18 protein-coding genes are annotated in these 25,444 nt (G+C 66.5%); 9 read left to right on the forward strand and 9 right to left on the reverse strand.

The genetic code is table 11. The features are described 5' to 3' along the window. Positions 1–10: 10 nt before the first annotated feature. Positions 11–1,066, reverse strand: coding sequence for an acyltransferase family protein (locus BBA01S_RS43665; RefSeq protein ID WP_052391984.1), 1,056 nt, complete (start codon positions 1,064–1,066; stop codon positions 11–13). Between the two features lie 41 nt (positions 1,067–1,107). Next, positions 1,108–2,316 (reverse strand): acyltransferase family protein, encoded by a 1,209-nt coding sequence (locus BBA01S_RS43670; protein ID WP_042298234.1) that lies wholly within the window; start codon positions 2,314–2,316, stop codon positions 1,108–1,110. 317 nt (positions 2,317–2,633) lie between these two features. Here BBA01S_RS43670 and galU point away from each other — a divergent pair, with 317 nt between their 5' ends. Together galU and BBA01S_RS31595 are read left to right on the forward strand one after the other, a co-directional pair. Beyond that, positions 2,634–3,539, forward strand: coding sequence for a UTP--glucose-1-phosphate uridylyltransferase GalU (gene galU, locus BBA01S_RS31590; protein WP_027819929.1), 906 nt, complete (start codon positions 2,634–2,636; stop codon positions 3,537–3,539). Positions 3,540–3,580: 41 nt separating this feature from the next. Further along, entirely contained in the window at positions 3,581–4,054 is a 474-nt protein-coding gene (locus tag BBA01S_RS31595) for a GDP-mannose mannosyl hydrolase (protein WP_027819930.1), read from the forward strand. Positions 4,055–4,311: 257 nt separating this feature from the next. Here the strand turns inward: BBA01S_RS31595 and BBA01S_RS31600 are convergent, their stop codons facing one another. Then, entirely contained in the window at positions 4,312–4,653 is a 342-nt protein-coding gene (locus BBA01S_RS31600) for a zinc ribbon domain-containing protein YjdM (RefSeq protein ID WP_027819931.1), read from the reverse strand. A gap of 157 nt (positions 4,654–4,810) precedes the next feature. Between BBA01S_RS31600 and BBA01S_RS31605 the strand changes: the two genes are divergently transcribed. The 3 genes from BBA01S_RS31605 to BBA01S_RS43675 all read left to right on the forward strand — a co-directional run bounded on the left by BBA01S_RS31605 (position 4,811) and on the right by BBA01S_RS43675 (position 8,502). Continuing rightward, positions 4,811–5,452 (forward strand): flavin reductase family protein, encoded by a 642-nt coding sequence (locus BBA01S_RS31605; protein WP_027819932.1) that lies wholly within the window; start codon positions 4,811–4,813, stop codon positions 5,450–5,452. Positions 5,453–5,546: 94 nt separating this feature from the next. Then, positions 5,547–5,843 (forward strand): hypothetical protein, encoded by a 297-nt coding sequence (locus tag BBA01S_RS31610; protein ID WP_027819933.1) that lies wholly within the window; start codon positions 5,547–5,549, stop codon positions 5,841–5,843. A 142-nt stretch (positions 5,844–5,985) separates the two neighbouring features. Then, a complete protein-coding gene (locus BBA01S_RS43675; protein WP_084162675.1) occupies positions 5,986–8,502 on the forward strand; it encodes a penicillin-binding protein 1A in 2,517 nt (838 codons plus the stop codon). Positions 8,503–8,532: 30 nt separating this feature from the next. Here the strand turns inward: BBA01S_RS43675 and hypD are convergent, their stop codons facing one another. The 3 genes from hypD to BBA01S_RS31630 all read right to left on the reverse strand — a co-directional run bounded on the left by hypD (position 8,533) and on the right by BBA01S_RS31630 (position 10,730). Then, positions 8,533–9,645, reverse strand: a complete 1,113-nt coding sequence (gene hypD, locus BBA01S_RS43680) for a hydrogenase formation protein HypD (RefSeq protein ID WP_052391985.1) — start codon at positions 9,643–9,645, stop codon at positions 8,533–8,535. Positions 9,646–9,709: 64 nt separating this feature from the next. Beyond that, a complete protein-coding gene (locus tag BBA01S_RS45340; protein ID WP_156966147.1) occupies positions 9,710–10,093 on the reverse strand; it encodes a hypothetical protein in 384 nt (127 codons plus the stop codon). 223 nt (positions 10,094–10,316) lie between these two features. Beyond that, on the reverse strand, positions 10,317–10,730 hold the full coding sequence (locus tag BBA01S_RS31630; RefSeq protein ID WP_027819934.1) for a helix-turn-helix domain-containing protein: 414 nt from the start codon (positions 10,728–10,730) through the stop codon (positions 10,317–10,319). A 291-nt stretch (positions 10,731–11,021) separates the two neighbouring features. Between BBA01S_RS31630 and BBA01S_RS43690 the strand changes: the two genes are divergently transcribed. Further along, a complete protein-coding gene (locus tag BBA01S_RS43690; RefSeq protein WP_167336064.1) occupies positions 11,022–11,933 on the forward strand; it encodes a peptidylprolyl isomerase in 912 nt (303 codons plus the stop codon). Between the two features lie 112 nt (positions 11,934–12,045). On the opposite strand, the gene BBA01S_RS31640 is transcribed toward BBA01S_RS43690, so the two are convergent. Together BBA01S_RS31640 and BBA01S_RS31645 are read right to left on the reverse strand one after the other, a co-directional pair. Continuing rightward, on the reverse strand, positions 12,046–14,061 hold the full coding sequence (locus BBA01S_RS31640) for a methyl-accepting chemotaxis protein (RefSeq protein ID WP_174479190.1): 2,016 nt from the start codon (positions 14,059–14,061) through the stop codon (positions 12,046–12,048). A 337-nt stretch (positions 14,062–14,398) separates the two neighbouring features. After that, positions 14,399–16,927 (reverse strand): heavy metal translocating P-type ATPase, encoded by a 2,529-nt coding sequence (locus BBA01S_RS31645; RefSeq protein WP_042298236.1) that lies wholly within the window; start codon positions 16,925–16,927, stop codon positions 14,399–14,401. A gap of 337 nt (positions 16,928–17,264) precedes the next feature. Here BBA01S_RS31645 and BBA01S_RS31650 point away from each other — a divergent pair, with 337 nt between their 5' ends. Together BBA01S_RS31650 and BBA01S_RS31655 are read left to right on the forward strand one after the other, a co-directional pair. Further along, on the forward strand, positions 17,265–18,695 hold the full coding sequence (locus tag BBA01S_RS31650) for a DUF1254 domain-containing protein (RefSeq protein ID WP_027819937.1): 1,431 nt from the start codon (positions 17,265–17,267) through the stop codon (positions 18,693–18,695). A gap of 296 nt (positions 18,696–18,991) precedes the next feature. Beyond that, a complete protein-coding gene (locus BBA01S_RS31655; RefSeq protein WP_027819938.1) occupies positions 18,992–22,804 on the forward strand; it encodes a DUF748 domain-containing protein in 3,813 nt (1,270 codons plus the stop codon). A 68-nt stretch (positions 22,805–22,872) separates the two neighbouring features. Here BBA01S_RS31655 and BBA01S_RS31660 read toward each other — a convergent pair whose 3' ends face one another. After that, the gene (locus tag BBA01S_RS31660; RefSeq protein WP_042298237.1) at positions 22,873–24,357 is read right to left on the reverse strand and encodes an amidase; all 1,485 of its coding nucleotides are present in this window, start codon (positions 24,355–24,357) and stop codon (positions 22,873–22,875) included. Between the two features lie 267 nt (positions 24,358–24,624). Between BBA01S_RS31660 and BBA01S_RS31665 the strand changes: the two genes are divergently transcribed. Continuing rightward, a complete protein-coding gene (locus BBA01S_RS31665; protein WP_027819940.1) occupies positions 24,625–25,227 on the forward strand; it encodes a response regulator transcription factor in 603 nt (200 codons plus the stop codon). Positions 25,228–25,444: the final 217 nt, after the last annotated feature.

Consider the following 25,444-nt stretch of genomic DNA (forward strand, 5'->3'; position numbering starts at 1 on the left):
GACGTTGCGCTTAGCGTGCGCTGCGATGCGCCAGCGTTCCCGCAGCGGCCTGCTCGCGCGTCGAGCGCCGGGCCTTCACGAAGCGTTCGCGCGCATGGCTGCAAGGGCGATCCACATAGACGGTAATGGCAAACGCCGCCGCATACGACATGGCCACCAACGGCAAGGTGGCGAGCGCGCGCGAGACGTGCGACAGCGCCGCTATTTGCGGGACGTAGTGCGTGACATACATCAGCGGCAGCCAGTGCGCCAGATAAAGCGAGTACGAAGCATCGGAAAGCAGGCGGTCGAACTTGCCGCTGCGCACGCTGAGCGTGCCCAGCGCGAACGGCAGCGCCACGGCGGCCAGCGCTGCATTGAGCAGCGGATTCCAGGCGAGATACAGTGCGCCGCGATGCGCGCCGCCGAACAGCACGGGGCGCAGCGCGGGCACGCAGGCAAACAGCACGATCACGCCCGCCGCGAGCGCGCCCGAAGCGAGCGCGACGCGTCGGCGCGGCAGCAGCGCGGGATAGCGCGCGGCCAGCATCCCCGCAAGAAACCACGGCAGGTACGACGTAAACGCACGGTCGTAGAACAGCGCGAATGACGCCACGCTCACGCCCGCGCACAGCACGGCGGCGAGCAGCGCCCGCCGCTGCAGCAGCGCGATTACGAATGGCGCGACGAGGTAGAACTGCAATTCGATATCGAGCGACCACGCGGGCACGAGCGGCGCGCCGCCCGCCGTGTTGTAGCCGAGAATCACGAGGCTCGACACCAGCGCGAGCGGCTCGGGCGGCGCGAACGGCACGGCGGGCGCGACGACGAGCGGCAGCGCGAACGACACCACCAGCGCCGCGGCACTGCACAGCAGGAACACCGGCGCGAGCCGCCACGCGCGCGAAACGATGAAGGTCGCGTAAGGCTCGCGTGTGGCCGAATACTTGTTCTGCCACATCGTGAAGACCCAATAGCCGCTCAGCGCAAAGAACAGATAAACCGGCATGTGACCGATGCCGAAGCTGGTGTAGTGAAACACCACGACGAGGGTGGCGAGCAAAAACCGCAAAGCGCCTGGCGCCATGTTCCTTCCCTCCTGGTGCGATCCGCCGTGCGTCGGCCTGGTCAGGCCTCGGACGCCGGGGAGCGCGACGGCTCGACCTGCAAGGCGGGGCGCGCGCGCAACAGCGTATCGAGTGCGTGACGCACGCGCGGCGTGTGCCGCTCGGTGAGCAGCGAAACGGCGTAGCAATACGCATAGACCAGCGCGACGGCCACGGTGAACAACACGATGGCGCGCGCGTCGGGCCGCTGCGCGAAATGCAGGCCGAAGCTTTGCGCCGCTGCCGCGCAGATCAGCAGCAGCGCGGGGAAGTGAAACAGATAGGTGGTGTAGGAGAACTCGGCGAGCTGCTTGTGCCACGCCGCGAAGGGCAGGCCGCGAGCGAGTCGGCTCGCGCTCGCGAGCGCTGCTGCATAGGCGATGCCGAGCATGAGGTCGCGTGCGAATGCAGCGAGGAGATGGGTCTCGATGGCGCTGATGCCGTGCGTGAAGCGCGACACAGCCAGCGCGACGCCGAACAGGGCGAAGCCCACGACCGGATGCGGACGCCACGCTTTTGAATAGACCCATCGGAAAGTCAGGACACCGATCAACCAGACGACGCCCCACAGCATGATGGAGAACGGCAGCAGCACGGCGAGCGCGCAGGCCGCCGTGGCCCAGCCCAGACGGCGGCCTCTCGCGCTTGTGAGTGCATACGCACCGAGCGCGAACACGCAGTAATACCACCACTCGCAGGCGAGGCTCCAGAGCGGGCCGTTGCTGCCGAGCGTCTGTGTGAGCACGCCCTGCATCATGAACAGATTGCCGAGAAAGGTGGGCAGGTTCATCGTCGAGGCGATCACGTAATTGATCGTCGCGTTGGGCGGCTCGGGCAGGGTCGTGTAGATGCCGCTCGCGTTGAACCAGCGCAGGCCCATGCTATCGAGTGCAATGCCGATGATGAGCGCGGGAACCAGCGTCGTATAGATGCGGCTTGCCCGCGCGGACGTATACGCGCGCAGATCGGGGCCGCGCTGTTGCCAGCGTTGCAGCGTGGAGCCGCCCACGAGGAAGCCGCTGATGACGAAGAAGATCACCACGGCCTCGTGGCCCAGCCCCGTGATGAAGTACAGCGCGCGCAGCAACGGCCCGTGCGCGCCAGCAGGCCCGGACGAAGCCGATGCCGCGGCGAAATCCGCAAGCACCAGTGCGCGCGCGTGATTGACGACCACCAGCAGCGCGGCGAACCAGCGCGACAGGTCGAGGAAGGTGCTAAGCCCTGGCTTCATCGTGGCTCATCGTGATTCAACGTGGCGAATGTCGGGGCGAACGCGTGCGGCTGTCCGCGAAGACTGCATGTTTCGAACGATGCTACTGCCGTGCAGGCGCCTTTGTGCGCCAGGGTCTCGGCGTTGTGCGACATCGACTGCGCATTGCAGCGCACGGTGTGGGCCGTGCGTGCGCTGGCGCACGTTGTCCAGCGATTCGGGGCGCGGTGGCTGCAACCGGCGAGGCATTGGCGAGCGCGCTCGACGCTGTGCCCATACGCTCGAATTTACGGGGCTTATCCATAACGACGCCCGCACACTACGTCGAGGAAATAACGATGCGCACAATACGCAAGGCGGTTTTTCCGGTCGCGGGTCTCGGCACGCGTTTTCTTCCGGCCACCAAGGCGAGCCCGAAGGAAATGCTGCCGATCGTGGACAAGCCCTTGATCCAGTACGCCGTGGAGGAAGCCGCGGCGGCGGGCGTGACAGAAATGATCTTCGTGACGGGGCGCAGCAAGCGCGCCATCGAAGACCATTTCGACAAGTCGTATGAAATCGAAGCCGAGCTCATGAGCCGCGGCAAGACCGAACTGCTGCGCGTCGTGCAGAGCATCAAGCCGCGTCACGTGACCTGTCTGTTCGTGCGTCAGGCGGAGGCGCTCGGCCTTGGGCATGCGGTGCTGTGTGCGGAAAAGATCGTCGATAACGAGCCGTTCGCCGTGATCCTCGCCGACGACCTGCTCGACGGCCAGCCGCCGGTGCTGTCGCAGATGGCCGACGTGTTCGGCCATTACGCCTGCTCCGTGGTGGGCGTCGACCAGATCGAGCCGCACGAAAGCCGCTCGTATGGCGTGATCGACGGGCGCGCGTGGGACGACCGCATCTTCCGCATGAACGGCATCGTCGAAAAGCCGGAACCGGCCGATGCGCCCTCGCGGCTGGGCGTGGTGGGGCGCTATGTGTTCACGCCGGGCATCTTCGAGCACTTGCGTCGCGTGAGCCCGGGCGCGGGCGGCGAAATCCAGTTGACCGACGCGATCCTGGCGCTGCTCGCGCGTGAGCAGGTGCTCGCGTATCGCTTTCGCGGCAAGCGCTACGACTGCGGCAGCAAGATCGGCTACCTGAAGGCGACGGTCGAATTCGCGCTGCGCCATCCCGAAGTGGGCGAGGGCTTCGAGCGCTACCTCGAAGAACGGGCGTTCGAAACGGAGGCGGCCGCGCAGCGGGCGAAAGTCGCATGAGCACCGCGCCGCTGACGCTGGTGCGCTCGCATGACGCCGATATGGAAACCGATGGCTCGCCCGCGCTCGACGAAGGCGAGTTTCTCTCGGCAGTGCGGCTCACGCCGCTGGTGGCGATCGACCTGATCGTCACCGACGCAGCCGGCCGCGTGCTGGTGGGCTTTCGTCGCAACCGGCCCGCGCGGGGCTGCTGGTTCGTGCCGGGCGGGCGGATCCGCAAGAACGAGACGCTCGATGCGGCGTTCACGCGCATCGTCGAGGCCGAACTGGGGATGGCCGGTTTCACGCGCAAGCAGGCCTCGTTCTATGGGCTTTACGAGCATCACTACCCCGATAACTTCGCGGGCCGCGAGGGCGTGCCGACGCACTATGTCGTGCTCGCGCACATCATGGCGGTGGAGGATGCGCGCAGCGTCGGACGGCCCGAGCAGCACAGCGAATACGACTGGCTGTTGCCGGATACGCTGCTCGCGCGCGACGACGTCCACGAGAACACGAAAGCTTACTTTCGCTGATTTCAGGCCGCGCGGCGACGTGGCGATGCACGAAGCGGTTTACCTTTTTCTTCAGACACTTGCGTAAACGACCCAAAGGTTATCAACAGGCCTCTCAACAATTTCTGTGGAAAAGTTTTTGGGGCTGTCCAGCGCCTGCGATGTGGGATTTGGCGATTTGTTGTTTGGTTTCATGGGGTTGGCGCGGATTTCCCGGTGTTACCCACAAGGCTGTCCAGAAATTCTGTGGATAACCCCGCGCCAAATACTCCCCAGTCTCACACCTTGCGCACGAATTCCGTCTTCAGGCTCATCGCGCCAAAACCGTCGATCTTGCAGTCGATATCGTGGTCGCTGTCCACGAGGCGGATGTTCTTTACCTTTGTGCCCATCTTCACGACCCCGGACGAGCCCTTGAGCTTGAGATCCTTGATGACCGTCACCGTGTCGCCGTCCTGAAGGACGTTGCCAGCCGAGTCGCGGTAGACCTTCGCCGCCGCTTCCGCGGGCTCGGCCGCCTGGCGCGGCCATTCGTGCGCGCATTCCGGGCAGACGAAGTTGTCGCCGTCCTCATAGGTGAATTCGGAATTGCACTGCGGGCAGGCGGGAAGGGTGCTCATGATGGGATCCTTGATGCTAACGGCTGAGAAAAGCGGCGAAAAAGAACGCAAAAGTATACCGTGGCCGCTACACGTCCCATCCTGGATTGCGGTGCCCTGCACGTTCGCGTACCCCATGTCATAGTGTGAGCCGCGTCAAACCCGAATCCGCAAGCTCATGTCCGAAACCTCCGATACCGCTGCTAGCTCCGCCACTTACTTCTATGACCCGGCCGCCGGCCACGGCCTGCCGCACGATCCCTTCAAGGCCATCGTCGCGCCGCGCCTGATCGGCTGGATCTCAAGCCGCTCGCCCGAAGGCGTGCTCAACCTCGCGCCGTACAGCTTCTTCGGCGCCTTCGCGACGTTTCCGGCCGTGATCGGTTTTTGCAGCGAAGGCCGCAAGGACAGCATCAGCAATATCGAAGCGACCGGCGAGTTCGTCTGGAACCTCGCCACGCGCCCGCTCGCGGAGCAGATGAACCGCAGCTCCGCGCCCGTTGCCGCCGATGTCGACGAGTTCGCGCTGTCCGGTCTTACGCCCGCGCCGGGCCGCAATGTCGCGGTTCCGCACGTGGCTGAAGCGCCCGCCGCGCTCGAATGCAAGCTGCTGCAGATCGTGCGCCTGAACGCGCTCGACGGCACGCCGATGGACAACTGGCTCGCGCTCGGCCAGGTGGTCGGCGTGCATATCCGCCAGGAATACCTGAAGGATGGCCTGTTCGATACCCACGCCGCGCAGCCCATCATGCGCGCCGGTTACCGCGCGGATTACGCCCAGATCGGCGAGATGTTCCAGATGTATCGGCCGACTGCCTGAGCCCCCCGAGGGGTGCATCCGGCGCCCCGTTGCCCGCCGCGCCGCACGCGCCGATAATGGCCCCACATCGCGCGTCGCGCGGGGGAGACAGTCCATGCAATCACCGACCGGCTCGGTCGTGGCGCTCAGCTCGGCGGCCTCGACGATGTTTTCGATCGGCATGATCTTTCTTGGCTACTGGGGCCTGCACGAGGCCGCGCCATGGCATTTCGGCGACCGCGTGATCGTGGTGCTCGCACTCGCGGGCTTCGCGTGCCTTGGCAGCGTGCCGTGGCTGGCCACTTCGCCCGCGCCGCCCGGCGACGAGCGGCGCTTCCTGCTCGCGCGCCGCCTGTTCGTGGCGGGCGCCGCCGCGGTGTGGCTGTCGATCACGCTTTCGCTGATTCTCTAGGGCCGCCAGGCTTGCCGAAAGGCGGCCCGCGCAGTTTTGGTACGATGCACGCTTTGCCAGCCATCCCGTTGCCCGCGTGAAGCGTCCTGTGTCGTTTATCCTCGCCCAAGCGGCGAAGTGGTTCTCCTGCCTGAAGCCCCTGATGTCGCGAGCCTGCGCACTCGTGCGCCCGCGGCTCGCGCAGGGCCTCCATCATCTGCGTCATCCGACCCGGCGTGGCGTGCTGATCGCCGTCGCGGCGGTGCCCGCGGCCGTCGTGCTCTACGTGCTGGTGCTGATTCCGTTTACGCCCAGCATCGGCGACATCCGCAAGGCGCGCGTCGACCAGCCGGCGCAGATCGTGTCGGCGGACGGCAAGGTGCTCGCCGAATTCAAGCCGTCGAACCGCGAATGGGTGCCGCTCGCGCAGATTTCGCCGCATATGGTCGATGCGCTGATCTCGACCGAGGATCACCGCTTCTACGAGCACCACGGCATTGACTTCAAGCGCACGGCGGGCGCGGCGCTGCACACGTTCTCGGGCGCGCGCCAGGGCGGCTCGACCATCACGCAGCAGCTCGCGCGCAATCTGTATCCCGACGAGATCGGCCGCGCGCCCACGCTCACGCGCAAGATCAAGGAGGCGATAACGGCCTTCAAGATCGAGGCTGTCTACAGCAAGCCGCAGATCCTCGAAACCTATCTGAACACGGTGCCGTTCCTGTACAACGCGTTCGGCATCGAGATGGCGGCGCGCACGTACTTCGGCGTATCGGCCGACCAGCTCACGGTGCTGCAGGCCGCGACGCTCACCGGCATGCTCAAGGGCAACGCCTACTACAACCCGGTGATCAATCCCGAGCGCGCGCTCGCGCGCCGCAACACCGTGCTCTCGCAGATGGTGAAGTACGGCAAGCTCACGCCCGCGCAGTTCGCGACGCTCTCCAAAAAGCCGCTGCGCCTCGACTTCGAGCGCCAGACCGAGCCGCCCGGCCCGGCGCCGCATTTCGCGCAGCAGCTGCGCAAGTGGCTGATTGCGTGGGCCGACCGCAACGACTACAACATCTACTCCGACGGTCTGGTTGTGCGAACAACCATCGATTCGCGTTTGCAGTCGATGGCCACGGCCTCGCTCAAGCAGCATGCCAATCAGTTGCAGGGCATTGCGAATGGCGCCTGGAGCGGCCGCAGCGGCTGCTCGGCGGACAATGACCTGTTCAAGAGCTTCATGCGCGAAACGCCCGATTTCAAGGCGGCGCGCGATGCAGGCGCAAGCGACGCGGACGCGCTCAAGAAGCTCGCGGCCGACCGCAACTTCATGCGCGGACTGTGCAAGGCGAAAACCGACGTGCAGGCAGGCTTTATCGCCATCGATCCGCGTGACGGCCAGATCAAGGCGTGGGTGGGCAGCCGCGACTTCCAGGACGAGCCGTTCGATCACGTGCAGCAGGCGCGCCGCCAGCCGGGTTCGACGTTCAAGGCCTTTGTGTACGGCGCGGCTTTTGCGAACGGTGCGAAGCCAACCGACACGATCATCGACCAGGCCGTGGAAATGCCGCTCGAAGGCGGGGAAATCTGGCGTCCTAACGATGATGTTCCGCCCAGCAACAAGCCGATGTCGCTGCGTGACGCGTTGGCGTTTTCGCGCAACCGCATCACCGCGCAGGTGATGCAGGCGGTCGGCCCGGACAAGGTCGCGCGTCTTGCGCGTGCGATGGGCGTGCGCGACAGCCAGCTCAACCCGGTGCCCTCGCTTGCGCTCGGCACGAGCCCGGTCACGCTCAAGGAAATGGTGTCGGCGTACAGCACGATTGCCAACGACGGCGTCTATCTGGAGCCGCGCATGGTCACGCGCATCGAAGACAGCAAGGGCGAAGTGCTCGCCGAATTCGGCAGCGCCTCGCCCGAGCGCGCGCTGTCCGCCGACGCGGATCGCACGCTGCTCGACACGATGCGCGACGTGGTGAATCGCGGCACGGGTTCGAGCATCCGCACGCGCTTTGGCATTCGCGCCGATGTGGCGGGCAAGACCGGCACGACCCAGGACAACGCCGACGGCTGGTTCATCCTGATGGATCCGCAACTGGTCGCGGGCGCGTGGGTGGGCTTCGACGATGGCCGCGTCACGCTCAATAGCGACTACTGGGGGCAGGGCGCGCGCAGCGCGTTGCCGATCGTCGGCGACTTCTTCCAGCGCGCGCTGCGCCAGCGCATCGTCGATCCGCGCGCGCGCTTCGATACCGAAGTCACGCCGGGTGCGTTCGAGCAGTTCCGCGACCGCCTGAAGACGTGGATGGATTCGCTGTTCGCGTCGAAGCAGGCCGAAGCGCCGCGCCCGGTGACGCCGATCAAGCGCGCGCCGGTGGCGGAGCCGTCGGAAGTGCCGCCGTCGAGCGGCGTGCAGGCGGCGACGCCGGCGGCTTCAACGGCTTCGGAGGCAGCGGCAGCGTCCGAGGCGGCTGCGGCGTCGGCGATCCTGAACGGCGTGACGCCGCCCGCATCGAACGTGCCGCCGATTCTCGGGCCGTCGGGCGCTTCGCAGCATGGGCCTGCGCAGCCTTCGTCGCAGGAACCGCCGTATCCCTCGCAGGAACCGTCGCTTGCGCCCACGCCGACACCCGATGACGCCGATTCGAGCGGCGGCGCGCCAGCGCAGTACACCCCGGCGCAGGGCAACTGAGGCGCCGGGTGAAGCGCGCGCGGGCGCCCATCAGGACGCCCGCGCCAGCACCTGCCCGTATCCTCCGCATGCGCTGACGTACGCGCCGCCGGGGCGCAGGCCCAGCGGCGTGAAAGGCGTGCAGGTCGTCGCACCGGACGCCAGCAATGTGGCGTCCAAACTGGCGTGCGATGTTGCGTCCGATGTGGTCTCATCTCCGCGCTCGTCCCACGCGAGCGCATAGCGCCGCCCGGTGTCCCATTGCGCGAACGCGGGGCGCAGCGCCAGCGCGCCGTGCCGCACGTTGCCCAGTCCGCGCCAGACGAACGAGTCGCGCACCTCGAACACCTCATCCACTAGCCGCTGGGCGCCAATGTCGCCGGCTTCCGTCACGGCGCGCGTGTACTGGTTTTCCGTATCGGCGCGGCATTCGTTGATCTGGCCGACGAGCATCAACACGGCCTGCAGCACGTCGGTCGCCTCGGGCCCCGCGATCACGACCGGCTTGACGAAATCGCGCGAAATCGACCGATACGGCGATACGCCGATCACCTCGCTCACGTGCGAGGGCGCGATAAAACCGTTGAGCTGCGTGCGCTCGCCGATCGCATCGTCGGCGACCAGGTGGCGCATGGCCGCGGGTGTCAGCACATGATGGCAGAGCACGCTGAAATTGCTGCAGGCGAGGGCGCGAGCGCGCATCAGGGCTTCGGCGGTCGCGGGTGCGGCGGTCTCGAAGCCGGTGGCGACGTAGACGACTTCGCGCTGCGGATTGGCACGTGCAAGCGCGAGCGCATCGCCGGCCGCGTCGAGCGCCACGATGTCCGCGCCCGCCTTGCGAGCGTCGAGCAGATTCGCGTGGTTCGTTCCCGGCACGCGCAGCATGGCGTCGCTCACGCAGAGCGTGACGTTGTGCATGCGCGTGAGTTCGATCATGCGGTCGATGTGGCTGGCCGGCAGTACGCACTCGGGACAGCCCGGGCCATGGATCAACTCGACCTGCGGCGGGAGCAGCGCGGCTAGACCGTGGCGCGCGATCGCCAGCGCATGGCTGCGACAGAAACTCATCAGGCGATAGCGGCGGCGCAGTTCGACGGCGTCATGGATGCGCGCGCAAAGACCGCGTGCGAGGGCGTGGTGGTGGATGTCGTCGGTGCGTTTCATAAGGGGACGGCCTGGCAGGAATCGCTCGGGTGCGCGAACTTGGGGCGGGGGCGGGCTTCCTGTTTTATTCGGGACGCGTGACGTCGATGTGCCGGCGCAGGACGGCGAAATATCGCGTCAGGCTGCCATGAGCATGGATCGCGTCGAGCTCGCCGCTTGCGATGGCGTCGAGCACATCGATCGCGGCGTCGATTTCGCGGGCGCGGCGTGCGTCGATCACTGCGTGCGCCGCGCTGCCCGCTGCGAGCACCCACGTGCCAGCAGACAACGTCCCCGTGCGCGCGAGGTCGAGTGCGCACGCGCCATGACGCGTCACGGCTTGCGCGACCAGACCTTCGGCGCACACGATGCGCGCGGGCAGGCGCACGGCGGCGCGCAGGCGCGGCGGCGTGCGCGTGGCTTCGACGGCCGGGCGTATGAGGTGGGCGAGGTGCGTGAATCGAGGCATGGCGTCCTGGACAAGGCGCTCGGATTTGCTGCGCCAAATGAGCGCGAAAGTTAGCAGCATCTCGCAAGCCGGCCAGGACGCGGCGGGAGGGCTATTGATCCTGCGCAAGCGAAGCGGCGGCCCGGAGCGAGGCTGCGTGCGAACCTTCGGGCGCTGGCGGGGCGTGTGCTGTTGCGCGAAAACCTTGCCTTATGTTGCCGCCGCGGGGCGGGCTTCAGGCGGACTATTGGGGTTCAGCCAGCCCGGACAGACGCGAAACCAGCCTCTCGACCAGATCCTGGTCGTGCGGAGCCAGGGCGGCGATGTTCCAGAGCAGTTCGATCATCGGTGCGGTGAGCGCGGACAGGTCGCGCGGCGTCGCGGGCGGGGGCGCTGCGCCTGTGGTTGGCGATGGCCCGTGGTGCAGCCAGTGGAGGTCGACTTCGAGCAGGTGCGCAAGCTGCTCCAGTCGCGCCTGTTCAGGAATCGTGCGGCCCGAGAGCCATTTGTGAACCGTCTGCGGGCTCACGGGCTTTGCACCGGCTTGCTGGTTGACGAGCCTCGCAAGCCCCGTAGCGCCTTTCAGCGACGCGGATTTGCGCAGCATGGCGCACAGCAGGCGCGCGGCGAAGGCGGCTTTTGGCGACGTAATTGGCATGGGTGAACTTTCGCCTAAACAAGTCAATGGCGCCCTCAGATACGTCTGAAAAGTTAGTCTCTTGTGACTTTTCGAGGCCAGGTTTTCCACAGTTTTTGTTCACAGCCTTGTGGAAAACCTGTCCGCATCCCACTCAAGCCCTTGATCCGATGGGACATTCCCCGAGAGGCCACGAAGCGCGCCCGCACCGCGCAATGCAGGCCGATCCAGCCCATTTCGTCGGCGGCACCCCGCGCGGGCGATAATGCCGGGCGCGGGCCGATGGCCCACCCACCATTGGAGTTCAACACGATGTTCCGTCTGTCCCCTCTCTTGCGTGCGCTCGGCGCGTGTGCCGTGCTCGCTACTTCGCTTTCCACCTTCGCGCAGGCGCTGCCCAGCCAGGCCGACGCCGCCAGCGCCGCCAGTTCGAGCGGCGCGAGCACGACGTCGGGCTTGCCTGCCGGTGTGGTCGCCGTGGTCAATGGCGTGCAGATTCCGCAGTCGGCGCTCGATAACGGCGTGCAGACGGTGATGAGCCACAACCCGGACGCCACGGACACGCCGCAATTGCGCAAGGCGCTCAAGCAGCAGCTGATCGTGCGCGAAGTGCTGCGCCAGGCAGCCGTGAAGGCGCACTACGACCAGCGCCCCGAAGTCGTTCAGGCCACCGATTCCGGCAAGACCGACCTCGAAATCCGCGCGTGGATGCAGGACAACGTGCACGTGCCCGCGCCGACCGAGCGCGAAATCCGCGCGCGCTACGACAGCACCAACGTCGAGCTCGGCAAATTCGAGTTCAAGCCGCAGGTGATCGTGGTCGCCGACCAGAAGCTCGCGCAGGCCGTGATCGCGAAGGCGAAGTCCGGCACGCCGTTCGATGCGCTCGCGCGCGACTTCAGCATGGTGCCGTCGAAGGCGAATGGCGGCGAAATGCCGTGGGTCAGCTTCAAGACGCCGGTGAAGGAAGGGGAGACGCACGGCGTGCCGGTGGACTTCGCTCGCGCGCTTGCGCAGTTGAAGGTGGGCGCGGTCGCGCCGCAACCGGTGCGCTCGAACCAGGCCTGGGTGGTCGTGAAGCTTGAGGACAAGCGTGCGATGAAGGTGCAGCCGTTCAGCGACGTGAAGGAGGAAATCCGCCGCGAGCTGACCGCCGAAGCCATGGACGCCGGTGCGGCGAAGCTCGTGAAGTCGCTGGTGCAGAGCGCGACGATCGTGCAGTAAGGCGCAGTAAGCGCAGTAACAAGCGCGGTAAAAAGCGCGGTAAAAAGCGCAGTAACAAAGTCGCGCTGATATCGAGAGCGCTTGCGCAACGCGGCAAGCGCCCCCGGCAAGATCAGCGCTCGCCGCGCAGCTTGAACACGCTGACGAGCTGCGCGAGCGTGGCGGCCTGTTCCGACAGCGCCGCGGCGGCGCGCTCGGCGTCGCCCACGAGGATGGCGTTTTGCTGCGTCGCCTCGCCGATCTGCGACACGGCGATGTTCACCTGCTCGATGCCGCCCGACTGTTCGCGCGACGCCACGCTGATTTCGGCGATGATCGAGCGCACTTCCTCCACGCGCGTGACGATGTCGCGCATCGTCGTGCTCGCTTCGCCCGCGATGCGGTAGCCCGTATCGACCGTCTCCGACGATTCCGAAATCAGCACCGCGATCTCGCGCGCTGCTGCCGCGCTGCGCTGCGCGAGCGCGCGCACTTCGCTCGCGACCACCGCGAAACCCTTGCCGTGCTCGCCCGCGCGCGCTGCTTCCACGGCGGCGTTCAGCGCGAGGATGTTGGTCTGGAACGCGATGCCGTCGATCACGCTGGTGATGTCGGTGATCTTCTGCGAGGCGCGGCTGATGTCCTGCATCGTCGCGACCACGCGCTCGACTGCGCGGCCGCCGTCGAGCGCCGCGTCGGCGGCGCCCGTCACCACGGCGTTGGCGCGCTGCGCGTGATCGGCGTTCTGCTGCACCGTCGAGGTGATTTCCTCCATGCTCGCGGCCGTTTCTTCGAGGCTGCTCGCCTGGCTGGCGATACGTTCGGCGATCTCGCCGCTGCTGGCGGCGATGCGCCCGGTGTCGTCGCTCATCTGCGCGCTCGCGCCGCGCACCTGCGCGACGATCTGCGCGAGACCCACGCCGATGCCGTCGATGGCCTGGGTCAGACGGCCGATTTCATCGGCGCCTTGTGTGGCGGCCTCAGTCCCACCGAGCGAATCGTGCGCAGTACGCACGTTCTGCGCCGCGCCGATACGCACGGTCAAGTCGCCCGCCGCGAGGCGGCCCGCTGCGTGCGCGGCGGCGTCGAGCGGCTGGCTGACCATGCGGCGTGCCGCGTAGATCGCCAGCGCCGCGAACAGCACCACCAGCGCGAAGCCAATCGCCGCAAAGCGGTTACGCGTGGCGCTCACCTCGGCCATGATCTCGTCGCGCGGCACCACGCCGCCCACGAGCCACTGCCATTGCGGGGCGCTGACGAACGAGACGAGCTTCGCGCGCGGGTCGCGCTCGCCGAGCGTGGCGTCGGCGCTGGTGTAGTCGAAGGTGCCTTCGTGCGCGTCGAGCATGCGCGTGTAGGGCGCGTTGCTATCGTCGAAATGCTTGCCCGCCGCCGCCGGATGCACGAGGAAGGTGCCGCGCGCCGCGCCGCTGGAGGCGTCCATCACGAAGTAGTAGCCCGTGTCGCCCAGCTTCAGCTTGCCGATTTCGCTCTTGATCGCCTCGATCTGCTTGTCCACGTCCACGCCCACGAAGAGCGCGCCGATCACCTTGCCGCTTGCATCGGTGATGGGCTTGTATTCGGTGATGTACTGCTTGCCGAACAGTTGCGCGAGGCCCGCGTACGTGCGCCCGCCCATGATCGGCTCGTAAGCCGGGCCCTTGCGGTCGAGCAGCGTGCCGATCGCGCGCGAGCCGTCCTGCTTCTTGAGCGAGGTCGTCACGCGTACGAAGTCGTCGCCGCTGCGCGCGAACACGGTCGCGATCGCGCCGCTGCGCGAAAGAAACTGGTCGGGAATCGAAAAATCGAGGTTCAGCACATGGTCGCCCACCTTGAACGTGGGCGTGGCCTTGCCGCCGATATCGACGGTCTGCGTCGCGTCGAGCGCGAAGTCGCCGGGCAGGAAGCTCGCGAAGAGCGTCATTGCGCGATCGACTTCGGCGTCGAGCGCGCTGTCGATCAGCGCAATCGTCGAGGCGACCGAGCGGTCTTTTTCGGCAATGCGCGCGCGCACCTGTTCGCCGACCTGCGTGGCGGCGCTGTTAGTGAGCGCCAACGTGAAGGCGATAAAAATAATCGCGACGATCACGCACGAGAGCAGCGCGAGGCGCACACCCACACTGGTGCGTCGCTGGACGAATGAAATCATTGGAGCGGTTCCTGAAAAAACGATGCTGGGAACTGGCGCTTTCGAAGCGCTGGCATACGGATTACGGCCAGCTTGAGCGTTCCTTGAGGGGTGACGCGCAAAAAGCGCGAACGTTTGCGTCGAGATAGAGGCAAGCGTCTATATGGGGCGCGAATGCGGGACGCCGCAGCGCAAGGACAGGAGGGGGATTGGCAGGAATGTGCGCTGAAAAAGCGTTATAACCTGTCAGATATTTCGCACGCTGAAATATTTTTTTGTTGTGTGCGCAATAAAGGAAAAGGGGCCGCGCGGCGTGGGCGACGCCGCGCTTCAGGAAAGCGCGCTTCGCGAAACCGCTTTAGCGCCGCTCGCGCCACGTGCGCAGCAGCAGCGCGTTGGTCACGACGCTGACGCTGGAAAACGCCATCGCCGCGCCCGCGATCATCGGATTGAGCAGGCCGAAGGCTGCCAGCGGAATCCCGATCAGGTTGTAGACGAAGGCCCAGAAGAGGTTCTGCTGGATCTTGCGCCAGGTGCGCCGCGAGATGTCGATGGCGGCGGCCACGAGCGCCGGGTCGCCGCGCATGAGCGTGATGCCAGCGGCCTGCATGGCGACGTCGGTGCCGGTGGCCATGGCGATGCCGATGTCGGCGGCGGCCAGCGCGGGGGCGTCGTTGATGCCGTCGCCGGCCATCGCGACGATGGCGCCCGTGCGGATCTTCAGGTCGCGCACCGTGCGCGCCTTGTCGTCGGGGAGCACCTGCGCGTGGACTTCGTCGATGCCGAGCTGTGCCGCGACCGCCTGCGCGCTGCCCGCGTTGTCGCCGGTCACGAGCACGCTGCGAATGCCCATCGACTTGAGGCGCGCGATGGCGTCGCGGGCGCCCGGCTTGAGCGTGTCGCCGAAGGCGAGCAGGGCGAGCACGGCGTTTTTATGTCCATCGGCGCCTGCGTCACTTATGTCCATCAGCCAGGACACGGTGTTGCCTTGCGCTTCGAGTGCCTTTGCGCGTTCGGCGAGCGCGGGCGGCACGGCGAGCTGCAGTTCCGCGAGCCAGCGCGCGCTGCCGATCGCCACGCTGCGGCCATCGACATCGGCTTGCACGCCGCGTCCCGGCACCGCACGCGCTTGCCCCGCCGCGGGCAGCGACGCACCTTGCGCCTGCGCGGCAAACGCGTTCACGACCGCCTTCGCAAGCGGGTGGTCGCTGTGCTGCTGGACGGCGGCGGCGAGCGCGAGCGCTTCGGCGCGCGCGATGCCATCCGCTGCCTCGAAGGCCGCGAGCGACGGCTGGCCGAGCGTGAGCGTGCCGGTCTTGTCGAAGGCCACCACGCTTACGTCGTGCGCGGTTTCGAGTGCTTCGGCGTCCTTGATGAGTACGCCGTGGCGTGCGGCCACGCCGGTGCCCGCCATGATCGCGGCAGGCGTGGCGAGGCCGAGCGCGCACGGGCAGGCGATCACCAGCACGGCCACGGCGTTGAGAATCGCGGTTTCGGCGGACGCGCCCGCGAGCAGCCAGCCGCCCAGCGTGAGCGCCGCGATCACGAGGATCGCCGGGACGAACACGGCGCTCACGCGATCGACGAGACGCTGGATCGGCGCTTTTTCTGCTTGCGCGTTTTCGACCAGACGGATGATGCGCGCGAGCGTCGTTTCCGCGCCGATGGCGGTCGTGCGCACGGCCAGCAGCCCTTCGCCGTTGATCGAGCCGGCGGTGACGGCGTCGTCGGGCGACTTCGGCACCGGCAGGCTTTCGCCGGTGATCAGCGATTCGTCGATATGGCTGCGGCCTTCGAGCACGACGCCGTCGGTCGGCAGGCGCTCGCCGGGACGCACGACCACCACGTCGCCCACGCGCACCTGCGCGAGCGGCACGTCGCGCTCCGCGCCGTGTTCGCGAATGCGCGCGTGGTCGGGGCGCAGCGCGTTGAGGGCGCGGATCGCGTCGGTGGTCTGGCGCTTCGCGCGCGCTTCGAGCCACTTGCCGAAGCGCACCAGCGTGATGACGACCGCCGAGGCCTCGAAGTACAGATGCGCGGTCTCGCCGGGATGCGCGAGCATCGCGTAGACGCTCACGCCCCAGGCCGCCGAGGTGCCGAGCGCGACGAGCAGATCCATGTTTCCCGAGAACGCGCGCACGGCTTTCCAGGCGGCGCGATAGAAGCGCGCGCCGAAGCCGAACTGCACGATCGATGCGAGCACGAGCTGCGCGACGGCGGGCAGCATCCAGTGCACGCCGAGCCAGTGGCCGAACATCGGCACGACGAGCGGCGCGGTGAGCACGGCGGCGGCCAGCACGGCGCGCAATTCGCGGCGCGCGGCGATTTCGGCGAGAGCGGCGCGCGAGGGCGGGGCGGGGGTGTCGCTGGTGTGCTCGGCGGCGGCTGGCGCGTGCTTTTCGATTGGCGTGGCTTCGTAGCCCGCCTTCTGCACGGCGGCGACGAGGCGCTCGCGCATGGCCGCATCGAGCGGCGCGGCGAGGCGCACCGACGCCTCCTCGGTCGCGAGGTTGACGCTGGCGGCGCTCACGCCTGGCACGCGTGCGAGCACTTTTTCGACACGGTTCGAGCACGCGGAACAGGTCATGCCGCCGATGGCGAAGCTGGCGGTGTCTTCCGGCGCGGCGACGGGTGTGGCGATCGGTGTGGCCTCATAGCCGGCCTTTTCGACGGCGGCGACGAGTTGCTGGGCGAGCGCGGCGGCGTCGGGCGCATCGGCCGTGGCTTCGACCGTCGCGCGGTCGGTGGCGAGATTGACGGTGGCGCGCGTGACGCCTGGCACCTTCGCCAGTGCCTTTTCCACGCGCATCGCGCACGACGCGCAGGTCATGCCACGGATGTCGAGCTCGGCCTGGCGGGCTTTTTCGGCAACGAGGGGTTCGTTCATGATGGGCAAACGCAAATGCGGTCTGATTCAATGTGAACCAGTATCTACGTTCCCATCATGGGAAGGTCAAGGGCTGTGTGTTTTGCCCCTTTAATTTTTGCGTCGCTGCGTGCTTCGATGTCCTCTTCGCCGAAGTCTGGGATCATGCGTCGTCGGCGTAACGCACAATTGCTCCCACCAGACTTTTCTTGGGTTGGCGCGGGCGATACGATACCATCCGGCGGCATTGGCGAGCGCTGCGCGCACTGGACCAACGGCCCTTGGGGGGGCCGGCGCGCGGCGCGGGTGACCGGTCGACGTCACTTCATGGACCGCCCGCTTCGTACACAACCAACAAATGACAACAACACGTCGCACTACTCCTTTTTTTCGCGCCTGCGCCGCTTTGGCGGGCGTAGCACTCATCGCCGGATGTGCCTCCACGCCTGAAAGCGTCGCGCCCAAAAGCAATGGCTGGGTCAAGGACGAGGTTTCCGATTCCTACGTCTTCGGCTATCCGCTCGTGCTGATGGACGTGTCGCGTGCCGCCGCGACCGGCAGCGCGCCCGGCCAGGCCGCGCCGAATACGCTGCGCCATGCGCAGTCGCTGCCGCCCGTCGGCGCCTCCAGCCCGCCCGAACCCAATCTCGACACGCTGGTCTCGTCCGGCTGGCTCGATCTGGGCAAGGAACCCGTGCTGATTTCGCTGCCCGATACGCATGGCCGCTACATGGACGCGCGCGCGCTCGACATGTGGACGAACGTGCTCTGGTCGACGGCGGCGCAGCCCAATGAGCGCGTGAACGGTCTGAAGGCGCAAACGATTGCGTTCGTGCCCGCAGGCTGGAAGGGCACGCTGCCCGCGCGCGTGAAGCGGATCGACGTGAGCACGCGTTATGCGTGGTTCATCGCGCGCATCCAGACGCACGGCGGCGCCGACCTGAACGCGGTGCGCCGTCTCCAGCGCGGACTGCGCGTGGCGCCGCTGTCCGCGTGGGACGCGCACGGCAAGCGCGCCGCGCAGGCGGACGCACAAGCGGGCGCGGGCCTGAGCGGCGATCCGGTGGCGACGGGCACGCCCGCTTCGCAGGTCGCCGCGCTCGACGCCAATGGCTTCTTCAACCGTCTCGCGCTGGCGCTGGAGGACAACGCGCCGGTGCCCGACGACCAGCATGCGCTCAAGATTCTCGGCGATCTCGGCGTGCAGGCGGGCGACGCGCAACTGCCGTCGGGCAGCAAGGACATGGCGATGGTCAAGGCGGGCCTCGACGATGGGCGCACGCGTGTCGCGACGCCGCCGTCGAATCTGCTGGCCGGCAACGGCTGGACCTGGGTCGGCGACGACGCGGGCAACTACGGCCCGGACTACGCGCTGCGCGCCTATGCGGCGTGGACGTCGCCGGGCCTGCCGACGAGCCGCGACGAAGTGCGCGCGCGCGTCGCGCAGGATGCCGATGGCCATGCGCTCAACGGCGCGAATCGCTACGTGATCCATTTCGACGCGAAGCAGGTGCCGCCGGTGCGCGGCTTCTGGTCGATCACGGCCTACACGACCGACGGCGCGCTCGACGGCGACGCGCCCGTGCGCATCGCGTTCGGCGATCGCAATGGCGCGCATCGCAATCGCGACGGTTCGATCGACGTGCATGTGAGCGCTGATCGTCCGCGCGGCGGCAGTAACTGGGTACCGGTGCCGAAGGGCGATTTCCGCCTCGTGCTGCGCATGTATGCCCCGAAGCCGCAGGCCACCGACGGCAGCTGGCAGCCGCCTGCGATCGAGCGCCAGTGATTCGTTAAAGAGTGTCAGCGCAGCGGCATGAACGCCGCTGCATCTGTGAAAAAAAGCGGCCATAGCGCCGCTTTTTTCTTTGCAAGCCGCGTCCAGCGGCGCGCACGTCCCCTCTGCATCGCGCTTGCGCGCCCCGGCGTTTTACAGCCGCGCATGGCGCCATCGGGCCTATACTTCCGGCTGTCGGGCCGATCCGTCTGCCGAATGCCGCCTGTGTGTGGCCCGTTCGGCCGGGTATGGCCCAAGCCATTTCACTACCCGCGGTGCGCCTGTCGCCGCGTCACTGGCCAGCAAGCATGGCAAGTCTCAACAAAGCATCGCTGACTACCTCCCTGCAATCGGTGCGCGCCGTCGCGCGTGCGCCGCGTACCCGCAAGATCTTCACGGGTCTCGTGATCTTCCTCGTGGTGTTCGGCCTGCTCGGTTTCTTCGCCGCGCCGCCGCTGATCCGCCATATCGCCGAGCAGCAGTTGAGCAAGCAACTCGATCGTCCCGTCACGATCGCGCGCATCGCGCTCAATCCGTACACGTTGCGGCTCGAAGCGGATCGCGTGCATATTGGCGAGCGCGGCGGCCAGGGCGATTTCGTCGATGTCGAACGGCTCGTGGTGAAGCCGTCGTGGTCGTCGATCTTTCGCGCGGCGCCCATCGTCGATGAAGTGCGGCTCGATTCGCCGCGCGTGACGATCGTGCGCCTGGACGCGCAGCGCTTTAACTTCTCCGACCTGGTCGACAAGTTCTCGAAGCCGTCCGAAAAGCCCAGCAGCAAGCCCGCGCAGTTCTCGGTGTCGAATATCCGCGTCGAGAACGGCCAGATTACCTTCGACGACCGCCTGCTCAACGAGAAGCATGTGATCGACCGCTGGACGCTCGGCATTCCGTTTATCGCCACGCTGGCGTCGAAAACCGATATCTTCGTCGAGCCGCTGCTGCGCGCTCGCATCGACGGCGCTAGCACGCTTGCCATCGACGGCAAGACCAAGCCGTTCGCGGCCTCGCGCGAGTCGGAAGTCGAGCTGCGCCTGACCGATCTCGATGTGCCGAAGCTGCTGACCTATTCGCCGACGAAGCTCCCGGTCACGGTGAAGAGCGGCCTGCTTTCGACCAATCTCAAACTCGATTTCGTGATGACGGGCGAGAAGCCCACGCTGCGTGTTTCCGGCACGGCCGACCTGAACGATATCGATGCGACGGACAACGCCAACGCGCCGCTCTTCGGCGCGCATGGGCTGCATGTGGCGGCGAATTCGCTCGAACCGTTTGGCAACGTCTATCGCTTCGACGCGATCCGGCTCGATGCGCCGTCGGTCTGGCTGTCGCGCGACAAGGCGGGCGTGTTGAGCGTGGAGAAGCTCGTCGGCGCACCGGCGGCGAAGGCCGAAGCGAAGGGCGAAGTCAACGACAAGACGATCGCCGAGGCGAAGGCCGCGAGCGCACCCGCAGCGGCATCAGGCGCGAACGCCCCAGTAACGGAAGCGGAAAAGGCGCTGCCGCTCGATCTCTCGATCCGCCAGTTCGCGATCACGGGCGGCGCGGTGCATGTGCATGACGAAGCCGCGTCGCGGCCCGTCGAGCAAGACTTGAGCAACGTCGCCGCGACGTTGTCGAACTTCTCGACCAGGGCAAAGGCTCCCGCGCCGTACACGCTCGCGTTCGCCGACCGCGACGGCGCGACGGCGCAGGTCTCGGGCAACTTCGGCATGGCCGCCAAACATGCCGACGCGAAGATCGCCGTCAACGCGCTGGCGCTGCCGGTCTGGCAGCCGTATATCGACAGCGTGACCGCCGCGCAGATCCTGGACGGCAAGCTCACGCTCGATTCGACCGTCACGGCGGACTGGTCGAAGTCGCCCGCCGCCGTGCAGGTGGGTGCGAGCACGCTCGGCCTGGAATCGATCAAGATCGCCGCGCGGGGCGCGAAGACGCCTGCGCTGGCGCTCGCCAGGGGCACGGTGCAGTTGACCCAGGTCGATCTCGCCGCGCGCACGGTGCAGATCGCATCGGTGGACGCGAACGGCCTCGCCGTGAACGCCGAGCGCATGAAGAACGGCGACATCGATCTCATGAAGCTGGCGGGCGGCCACGAAGCCGCGCCGCAGCGCACGGCGATCCATGCCGCGCAGAAGTCGGTGAAGGAGGGCCCGGCGTGGCACTACAAGATCGATAACGTCAGCGTGAGCGGCGGCACGGTCAACTTCACGGACAGCACGACGCCGCGTCCCGTGAAGCTGTCGATCACACCGCTTGACCTCAAGATCCAGCAGGTCAGCGACGACATGCGCCACGCGCTGCCGATCGACCTCAAGGCGACCGTCAACCGCAAGGGCACGCTGGCGCTCAACGGCGACGTGAACCCGACGCCGCTCAAGGCGCAACTGAAGATCGACGCGAACCGGCTCGACGCCGCGGCGTTCGAGCCGTACTTCGGCAATCAGCTCAACGCCACGATCGCCAGCGCGCTGCTCAACATGAAGGGCCAACTGGCGCTGGAGCAGGGCAAGGCGCTCAAGGCGAACTATCGCGGCGACGCGGCGCTCGTGGACGTGCGCATGCTCGACAAGGCGACTTCGGATCCATTCGCGGGCTGGCGCTCGCTCGCGCTGTCGAACATGAAGGTCAGCTACGACGACGCGCGCGGCACCGACGTGGACGCAAGCCGCGTGACCTTCGCGGGCTTCTATGGCCGCGTGCTGCTGGACGCGCAGGGCAAGCTCAACCTCAAGGACGTGGTGGCGCACCAGAGCGGCGAAGCGCAGTCGCTCACGCGCGACACCAGCGCCGCCGAGCGTGGCCGCGAGCCGGTGCCGCTCACGCCGCAGGCCGCGAGTGCGCCTGAACTGGCTTCGGCGCCGGTGCCCGCGCCGGTGCCTGCATCGGGTGCATCGAAGACGGTGACGGCCGCGCAGCCGCCTTCGAAGCCGGTGCGCCTGCATTTCGGCCAGCTGGTGCTGCAGGGCGGCCGCGTCAACTACACCGACAACTTCATCAAGCCGAACTACACCGCCGATCTCGTGCAGATCCAGGGTACGGTGGGCGCGTTCGGCACTGAATCGACCACGCCCGCGCCCGTCGATGTATCGGCGAAGCTGGCGGCGAACGGGCCCATCTCGATCAAGGGCTCGGTGAATCCGCTGATCGAGAAGCCCTCGCTCGACCTGACCGCCAGCGCGCACGATATCGAGCTGACCAATCTCACGCCGTACTCGACCAAGTACGCGGGCTATCCGATCACGAAGGGCAAGCTCAATGTCGACCTGCACTACCAGCTTGCCGACGACCAGCTCTCGGCGAACAACCATATCTTCATTGACCAGCTGACCTTTGGCGATCACGTCGATAACGATACGGCCACGAAGCTGCCGGTGCGCCTCGCGATTTCGCTGCTGAAGAACCGGCGCGGCGAGATCGACGTGAACATCCCGGTCTCCGGCTCGCTCTCGAATCCCGAGTTCAGCCTGGGCGGCCTGATCTGGAAGGCGGTGCTCAACCTGGTCGCCAAGGCCGTGACCGCGCCGTTTTCGCTGCTCGCGAATGCGTTTGGCGGCGGCGGGCAGGAACTGGGCTATGTGGAGTTCGCGGCGGGCTCGGCGAAGCTCACCGACGCCGACGACCAGAAGCTCGACACCATCGCCAAGGCGCTCGACGACAAGCCGTCGATCAAGATCGACCTGATCGGCCGTGTCGATCCGGCCGTGGACACGCCCGCGCTGCGCGAGCAGTACGTTGACCGCCTCGTGCGTCTGCAGAAGGTCAAGGACACGGTGGGCAACGGCGAAAGCGTCGATACGTCCGAGGTGAAGGTCGATCAGAAGGAATACGAAAAGTATCTGACCAAGGCCTACAAGGCGGGGGACTTCAAGAAGCCGCACAACATGATCGGCTTCACGAAGTCGATGCCCGTGGACGACATGAAGCAGGCGCTCGCCGAACATGCGCCCGTCGATGACGCCACGCTGCGCGACCTTGCGCAACAGCGTGCGCAGGCGGTGCAGCAGTACTTCGAAGGCAAGGTCGACCCGAGCCGCGTGTTTGTGGTGGCGCCCAAGCTCGATGCCAAGGGTATCGACGACAAGGGCGCGACGACGCGGGTGGATTTCGGCTTGAAGTGAAGTGAGGGGTGAAGCGAGGCTTGCAAGACGAGGCGCGTTGAATCGCGCGCCTCGTTGTCAACGCAACCTTATGCCGCGAGCAGCGGCGGCACGCGGCGCTTGACCCACTGCGTCGCCTGATCGTAGGCGTGCGCGATTTGCAGTACGGACAGGTCGGCCTGCGGCTTGCCGATCACCTGCAAGCCCATTGGCAGCCCCTGTGCGTTGAAGCCCGCTGGCACGCTGACGACCGGCAAGCCAGCGAGGCTCGCGCCGATCACCACTTCCATCCAGCGATGGTACGTGTCCATCTCGCGGCCCGCGATCGACTTGGGCCAGTGCTGGGCTGCATCGAACGCAAAGAGTTGCGCGCTCGGCAGCGCCAGGTAGTCGTATTGCTCGAACAGCGCGAGCAGCGCGTTGTACCACTGGCTGCGCGCCACTGACGCATTCCACACATCCTCGCCCGACAACGCGAAGCCGCCTTCCACTTCCCACTGCGCCTCGGGCTTGAGCAGTTCGCGCTTCGCCGGATCGCGATAGAGCGCGCCCAGAGAACCGGCCACCGAGAAGTGGCGCAGCGTGCGCCAGCATTCCCAGAGCTTTTCCATCGGATAGTCGGGACGCGCGGCCTCGACCTTGCAGCCAATCGCGCCGAAATCCCCGAGCGCCGTTTCGCACAGCGCGAGCACGCCGTCTTCCATCGGCAGGTAGCCGTTGTAGTCGCCCAGCCAGCCAATGCGCGCGCTGCCGAAGTCGCGTGCGAGCGGCTGCGCGAACTGCGCTGCGTCCTGCGCAATCGACAAGGGTGCGCGTGCATCGTAGCCCGCTTGCGTCGACAGCAGCATGGCGAGGTCGGGCACGCTGCGGCCCATCGGCCCTGCATAGCCGAGCTGGTTGTAGAACAGGTCGACGGACGGCACCGAGGGCACGCGCCCCTGCGATGGCCGGAAACCGAATACGTTGTTCCAGCCCGCCGGATTGCGCAGCGAACCCATCATGTCGCTGCCGTCGGCCACCGGCAGCATGCGCAGCGCGAGCGCCACAGCCGTGCCGCCGCTGCTGCCGCCCGCGCTGCGCGTGGCGTCGTAAGCATTGAGCGTGGTACCGAACACCGTGTTGTAGGTGTGCGAGCCAAGGCCGAATTCCGGCGAATTGGTCTTGCCGATAAAGATGGCGCCCTGCGCGCGCATGCGTGCGGCCATGAGGGCGTCGGCCTTCGGCACTTCGTCGCGGAAGATCGGCGAGCCTTGCGTCGAGGCAATACCCGCAGTCGCCGTGAGATCCTTCGGCGCCTGCGGAATGCCATGCAGCCAGCCGAGATATTCGCCGCGTGCGAGCTGTGCGTCGCGTTCGCCGGCTTCCTTGAGGAGCGCCGCGCGCTCGCGCAGCGACACGATCGCATTGGCCGGCGTGTTCACGCGCGCGATGTGATCGAGGAAGGCGGTCATGACTTCGCGGCACGAGACCTTGCGCAGGCGAATCCATTGCGACAGTTCGAGGGCGTCGGCGGCAACGATGTCGGCGGGCGTGGAAGGCGAGGTAAAAGCGAAGGAGGGCGATGCCTGATTCATACGTGACTCTCGTTGACGAATGGTTGCGAATAAAACAGGGGGGAGGTTTATTGTCGCGCGTCGAACTCGCAAGCGAAAGGGAACGGCTGGTTGCCGCGTGAATCAGCGGTTGCCGCCTGGCGCTTTACGTTGATCGGGGTTACCCCTGGGACTTGGCTGGCAGCGTTTCAGATTTTTCCTATGCAAAAAGCGGAGTGTGTCGTTCAGGCTGTAGTTTTCGCGCCGAGAGGCGTTACGAATTCACGCCCCGAAAATATGGAACAAAAAATGAAGCGCATCGTGGTTATCGACGATCACCCGATCGTCCTCAAGATGCTCGCCAACGTCCTGCATACCGAATATGAACTGGTGGGCGAATGCGGCGACGGCGAAGAGGGTCTGCGTCTTGTCCACGCCTTGCAGCCGGATCTCGTGATTCTCGATCTCGAATTGCCGAAGCTCGATGGCCTGTCGGTCATTCGCGGCATTCGCAGCCGTCAGGCCGGCACGCGCGTGCTGGTGCTGTCGGCCAAGCCCGAGCAGGTCATGGCCAATCACACGCGCATCGCGGGCGCGAACGGTTATGTGAGCAAGAGCCGCGGCGTGGAGGAACTATGCGGCGTGGTGAAGGCGGTTCTGCTGGGCTACGACTGCTTTCCGGCGGGCAGTTGCGGCGGCGGGCGCGACGTGGCGCTCAATGGACTGTCGCCGCGCGAGGTCGAAGTGCTTCAGTATCTCGCGCGCGGCATGAGCAACAAAGGCGTCGCAGCGCGCCTGGGGCTCTCCGACAAGACCGTGAGCACTTACAAGACGCGTGTGCTCGACAAGCTGGGCGTGTCGTCGCTGGCGGCGCTGATCGAGTTCGCCACGCTGAACAAACTCATCGACTGACCAGATTCGGTCACGTTTGCGGCGGCCAAAAAAAAGCCCCAACCAACGGAGGTCGGGGCAATGAGAATACACCGTGCGCTCCGGGGAACGAAACGCCCAACAACGTTACCGTCACAGCGCGAACGAAGCAACGCGAGAGCATTACCCTGCATTACCGCTGACGCGCCTTGAGCATCGCGAAAACGTTTGCTGATGCGCTTTTTTTCGCTTCTGTACA

It is taken from the genome of Paraburkholderia bannensis NBRC 103871, assembly GCF_000685015.1.
GTDB lineage: Bacteria > Pseudomonadota > Gammaproteobacteria > Burkholderiales > Burkholderiaceae > Paraburkholderia > Paraburkholderia bannensis.

Bases quoted from the DNA above. Each gene is read 5' to 3' on its own strand.
- BBA01S_RS43665 (WP_052391984.1), bottom strand. From the start codon at position 1,066: ATGGCGCCAGGCGCTTTGCGGTTTTTGCTCGCCACCCTCGTCGTGGTG.
- BBA01S_RS43670 (WP_042298234.1), bottom strand. From the start codon at position 2,316: ATGAAGCCAGGGCTTAGCACCTTCCTCGACCTGTCGCGCTGGTTCGCC.
- galU (WP_027819929.1), top strand. From the start codon at position 2,634: ATGCGCACAATACGCAAGGCGGTTTTTCCGGTCGCGGGTCTCGGCACG.
- BBA01S_RS31595 (WP_027819930.1), top strand. From the start codon at position 3,581: ATGGAAACCGATGGCTCGCCCGCGCTCGACGAAGGCGAGTTTCTCTCG.
- BBA01S_RS31600 (WP_027819931.1), bottom strand. From the start codon at position 4,653: ATGAGCACCCTTCCCGCCTGCCCGCAGTGCAATTCCGAATTCACCTAT.
- BBA01S_RS31605 (WP_027819932.1), top strand. From the start codon at position 4,811: ATGTCCGAAACCTCCGATACCGCTGCTAGCTCCGCCACTTACTTCTAT.
- BBA01S_RS31610 (WP_027819933.1), top strand. From the start codon at position 5,547: ATGCAATCACCGACCGGCTCGGTCGTGGCGCTCAGCTCGGCGGCCTCG.
- BBA01S_RS43675 (WP_084162675.1), top strand. From the start codon at position 5,986: ATGTCGCGAGCCTGCGCACTCGTGCGCCCGCGGCTCGCGCAGGGCCTC.
- hypD (WP_052391985.1), bottom strand. From the start codon at position 9,645: ATGAAACGCACCGACGACATCCACCACCACGCCCTCGCACGCGGTCTT.
- BBA01S_RS45340 (WP_156966147.1), bottom strand. From the start codon at position 10,093: ATGCCTCGATTCACGCACCTCGCCCACCTCATACGCCCGGCCGTCGAA.
- BBA01S_RS31630 (WP_027819934.1), bottom strand. From the start codon at position 10,730: ATGCCAATTACGTCGCCAAAAGCCGCCTTCGCCGCGCGCCTGCTGTGC.
- BBA01S_RS43690 (WP_167336064.1), top strand. From the start codon at position 11,022: ATGTTCCGTCTGTCCCCTCTCTTGCGTGCGCTCGGCGCGTGTGCCGTG.
- BBA01S_RS31640 (WP_174479190.1), bottom strand. From the start codon at position 14,061: ATGATTTCATTCGTCCAGCGACGCACCAGTGTGGGTGTGCGCCTCGCG.
- BBA01S_RS31645 (WP_042298236.1), bottom strand. From the start codon at position 16,927: ATGAACGAACCCCTCGTTGCCGAAAAAGCCCGCCAGGCCGAGCTCGAC.
- BBA01S_RS31650 (WP_027819937.1), top strand. From the start codon at position 17,265: ATGACAACAACACGTCGCACTACTCCTTTTTTTCGCGCCTGCGCCGCT.
- BBA01S_RS31655 (WP_027819938.1), top strand. From the start codon at position 18,992: ATGGCAAGTCTCAACAAAGCATCGCTGACTACCTCCCTGCAATCGGTG.
- BBA01S_RS31660 (WP_042298237.1), bottom strand. From the start codon at position 24,357: ATGAATCAGGCATCGCCCTCCTTCGCTTTTACCTCGCCTTCCACGCCC.
- BBA01S_RS31665 (WP_027819940.1), top strand. From the start codon at position 24,625: ATGAAGCGCATCGTGGTTATCGACGATCACCCGATCGTCCTCAAGATG.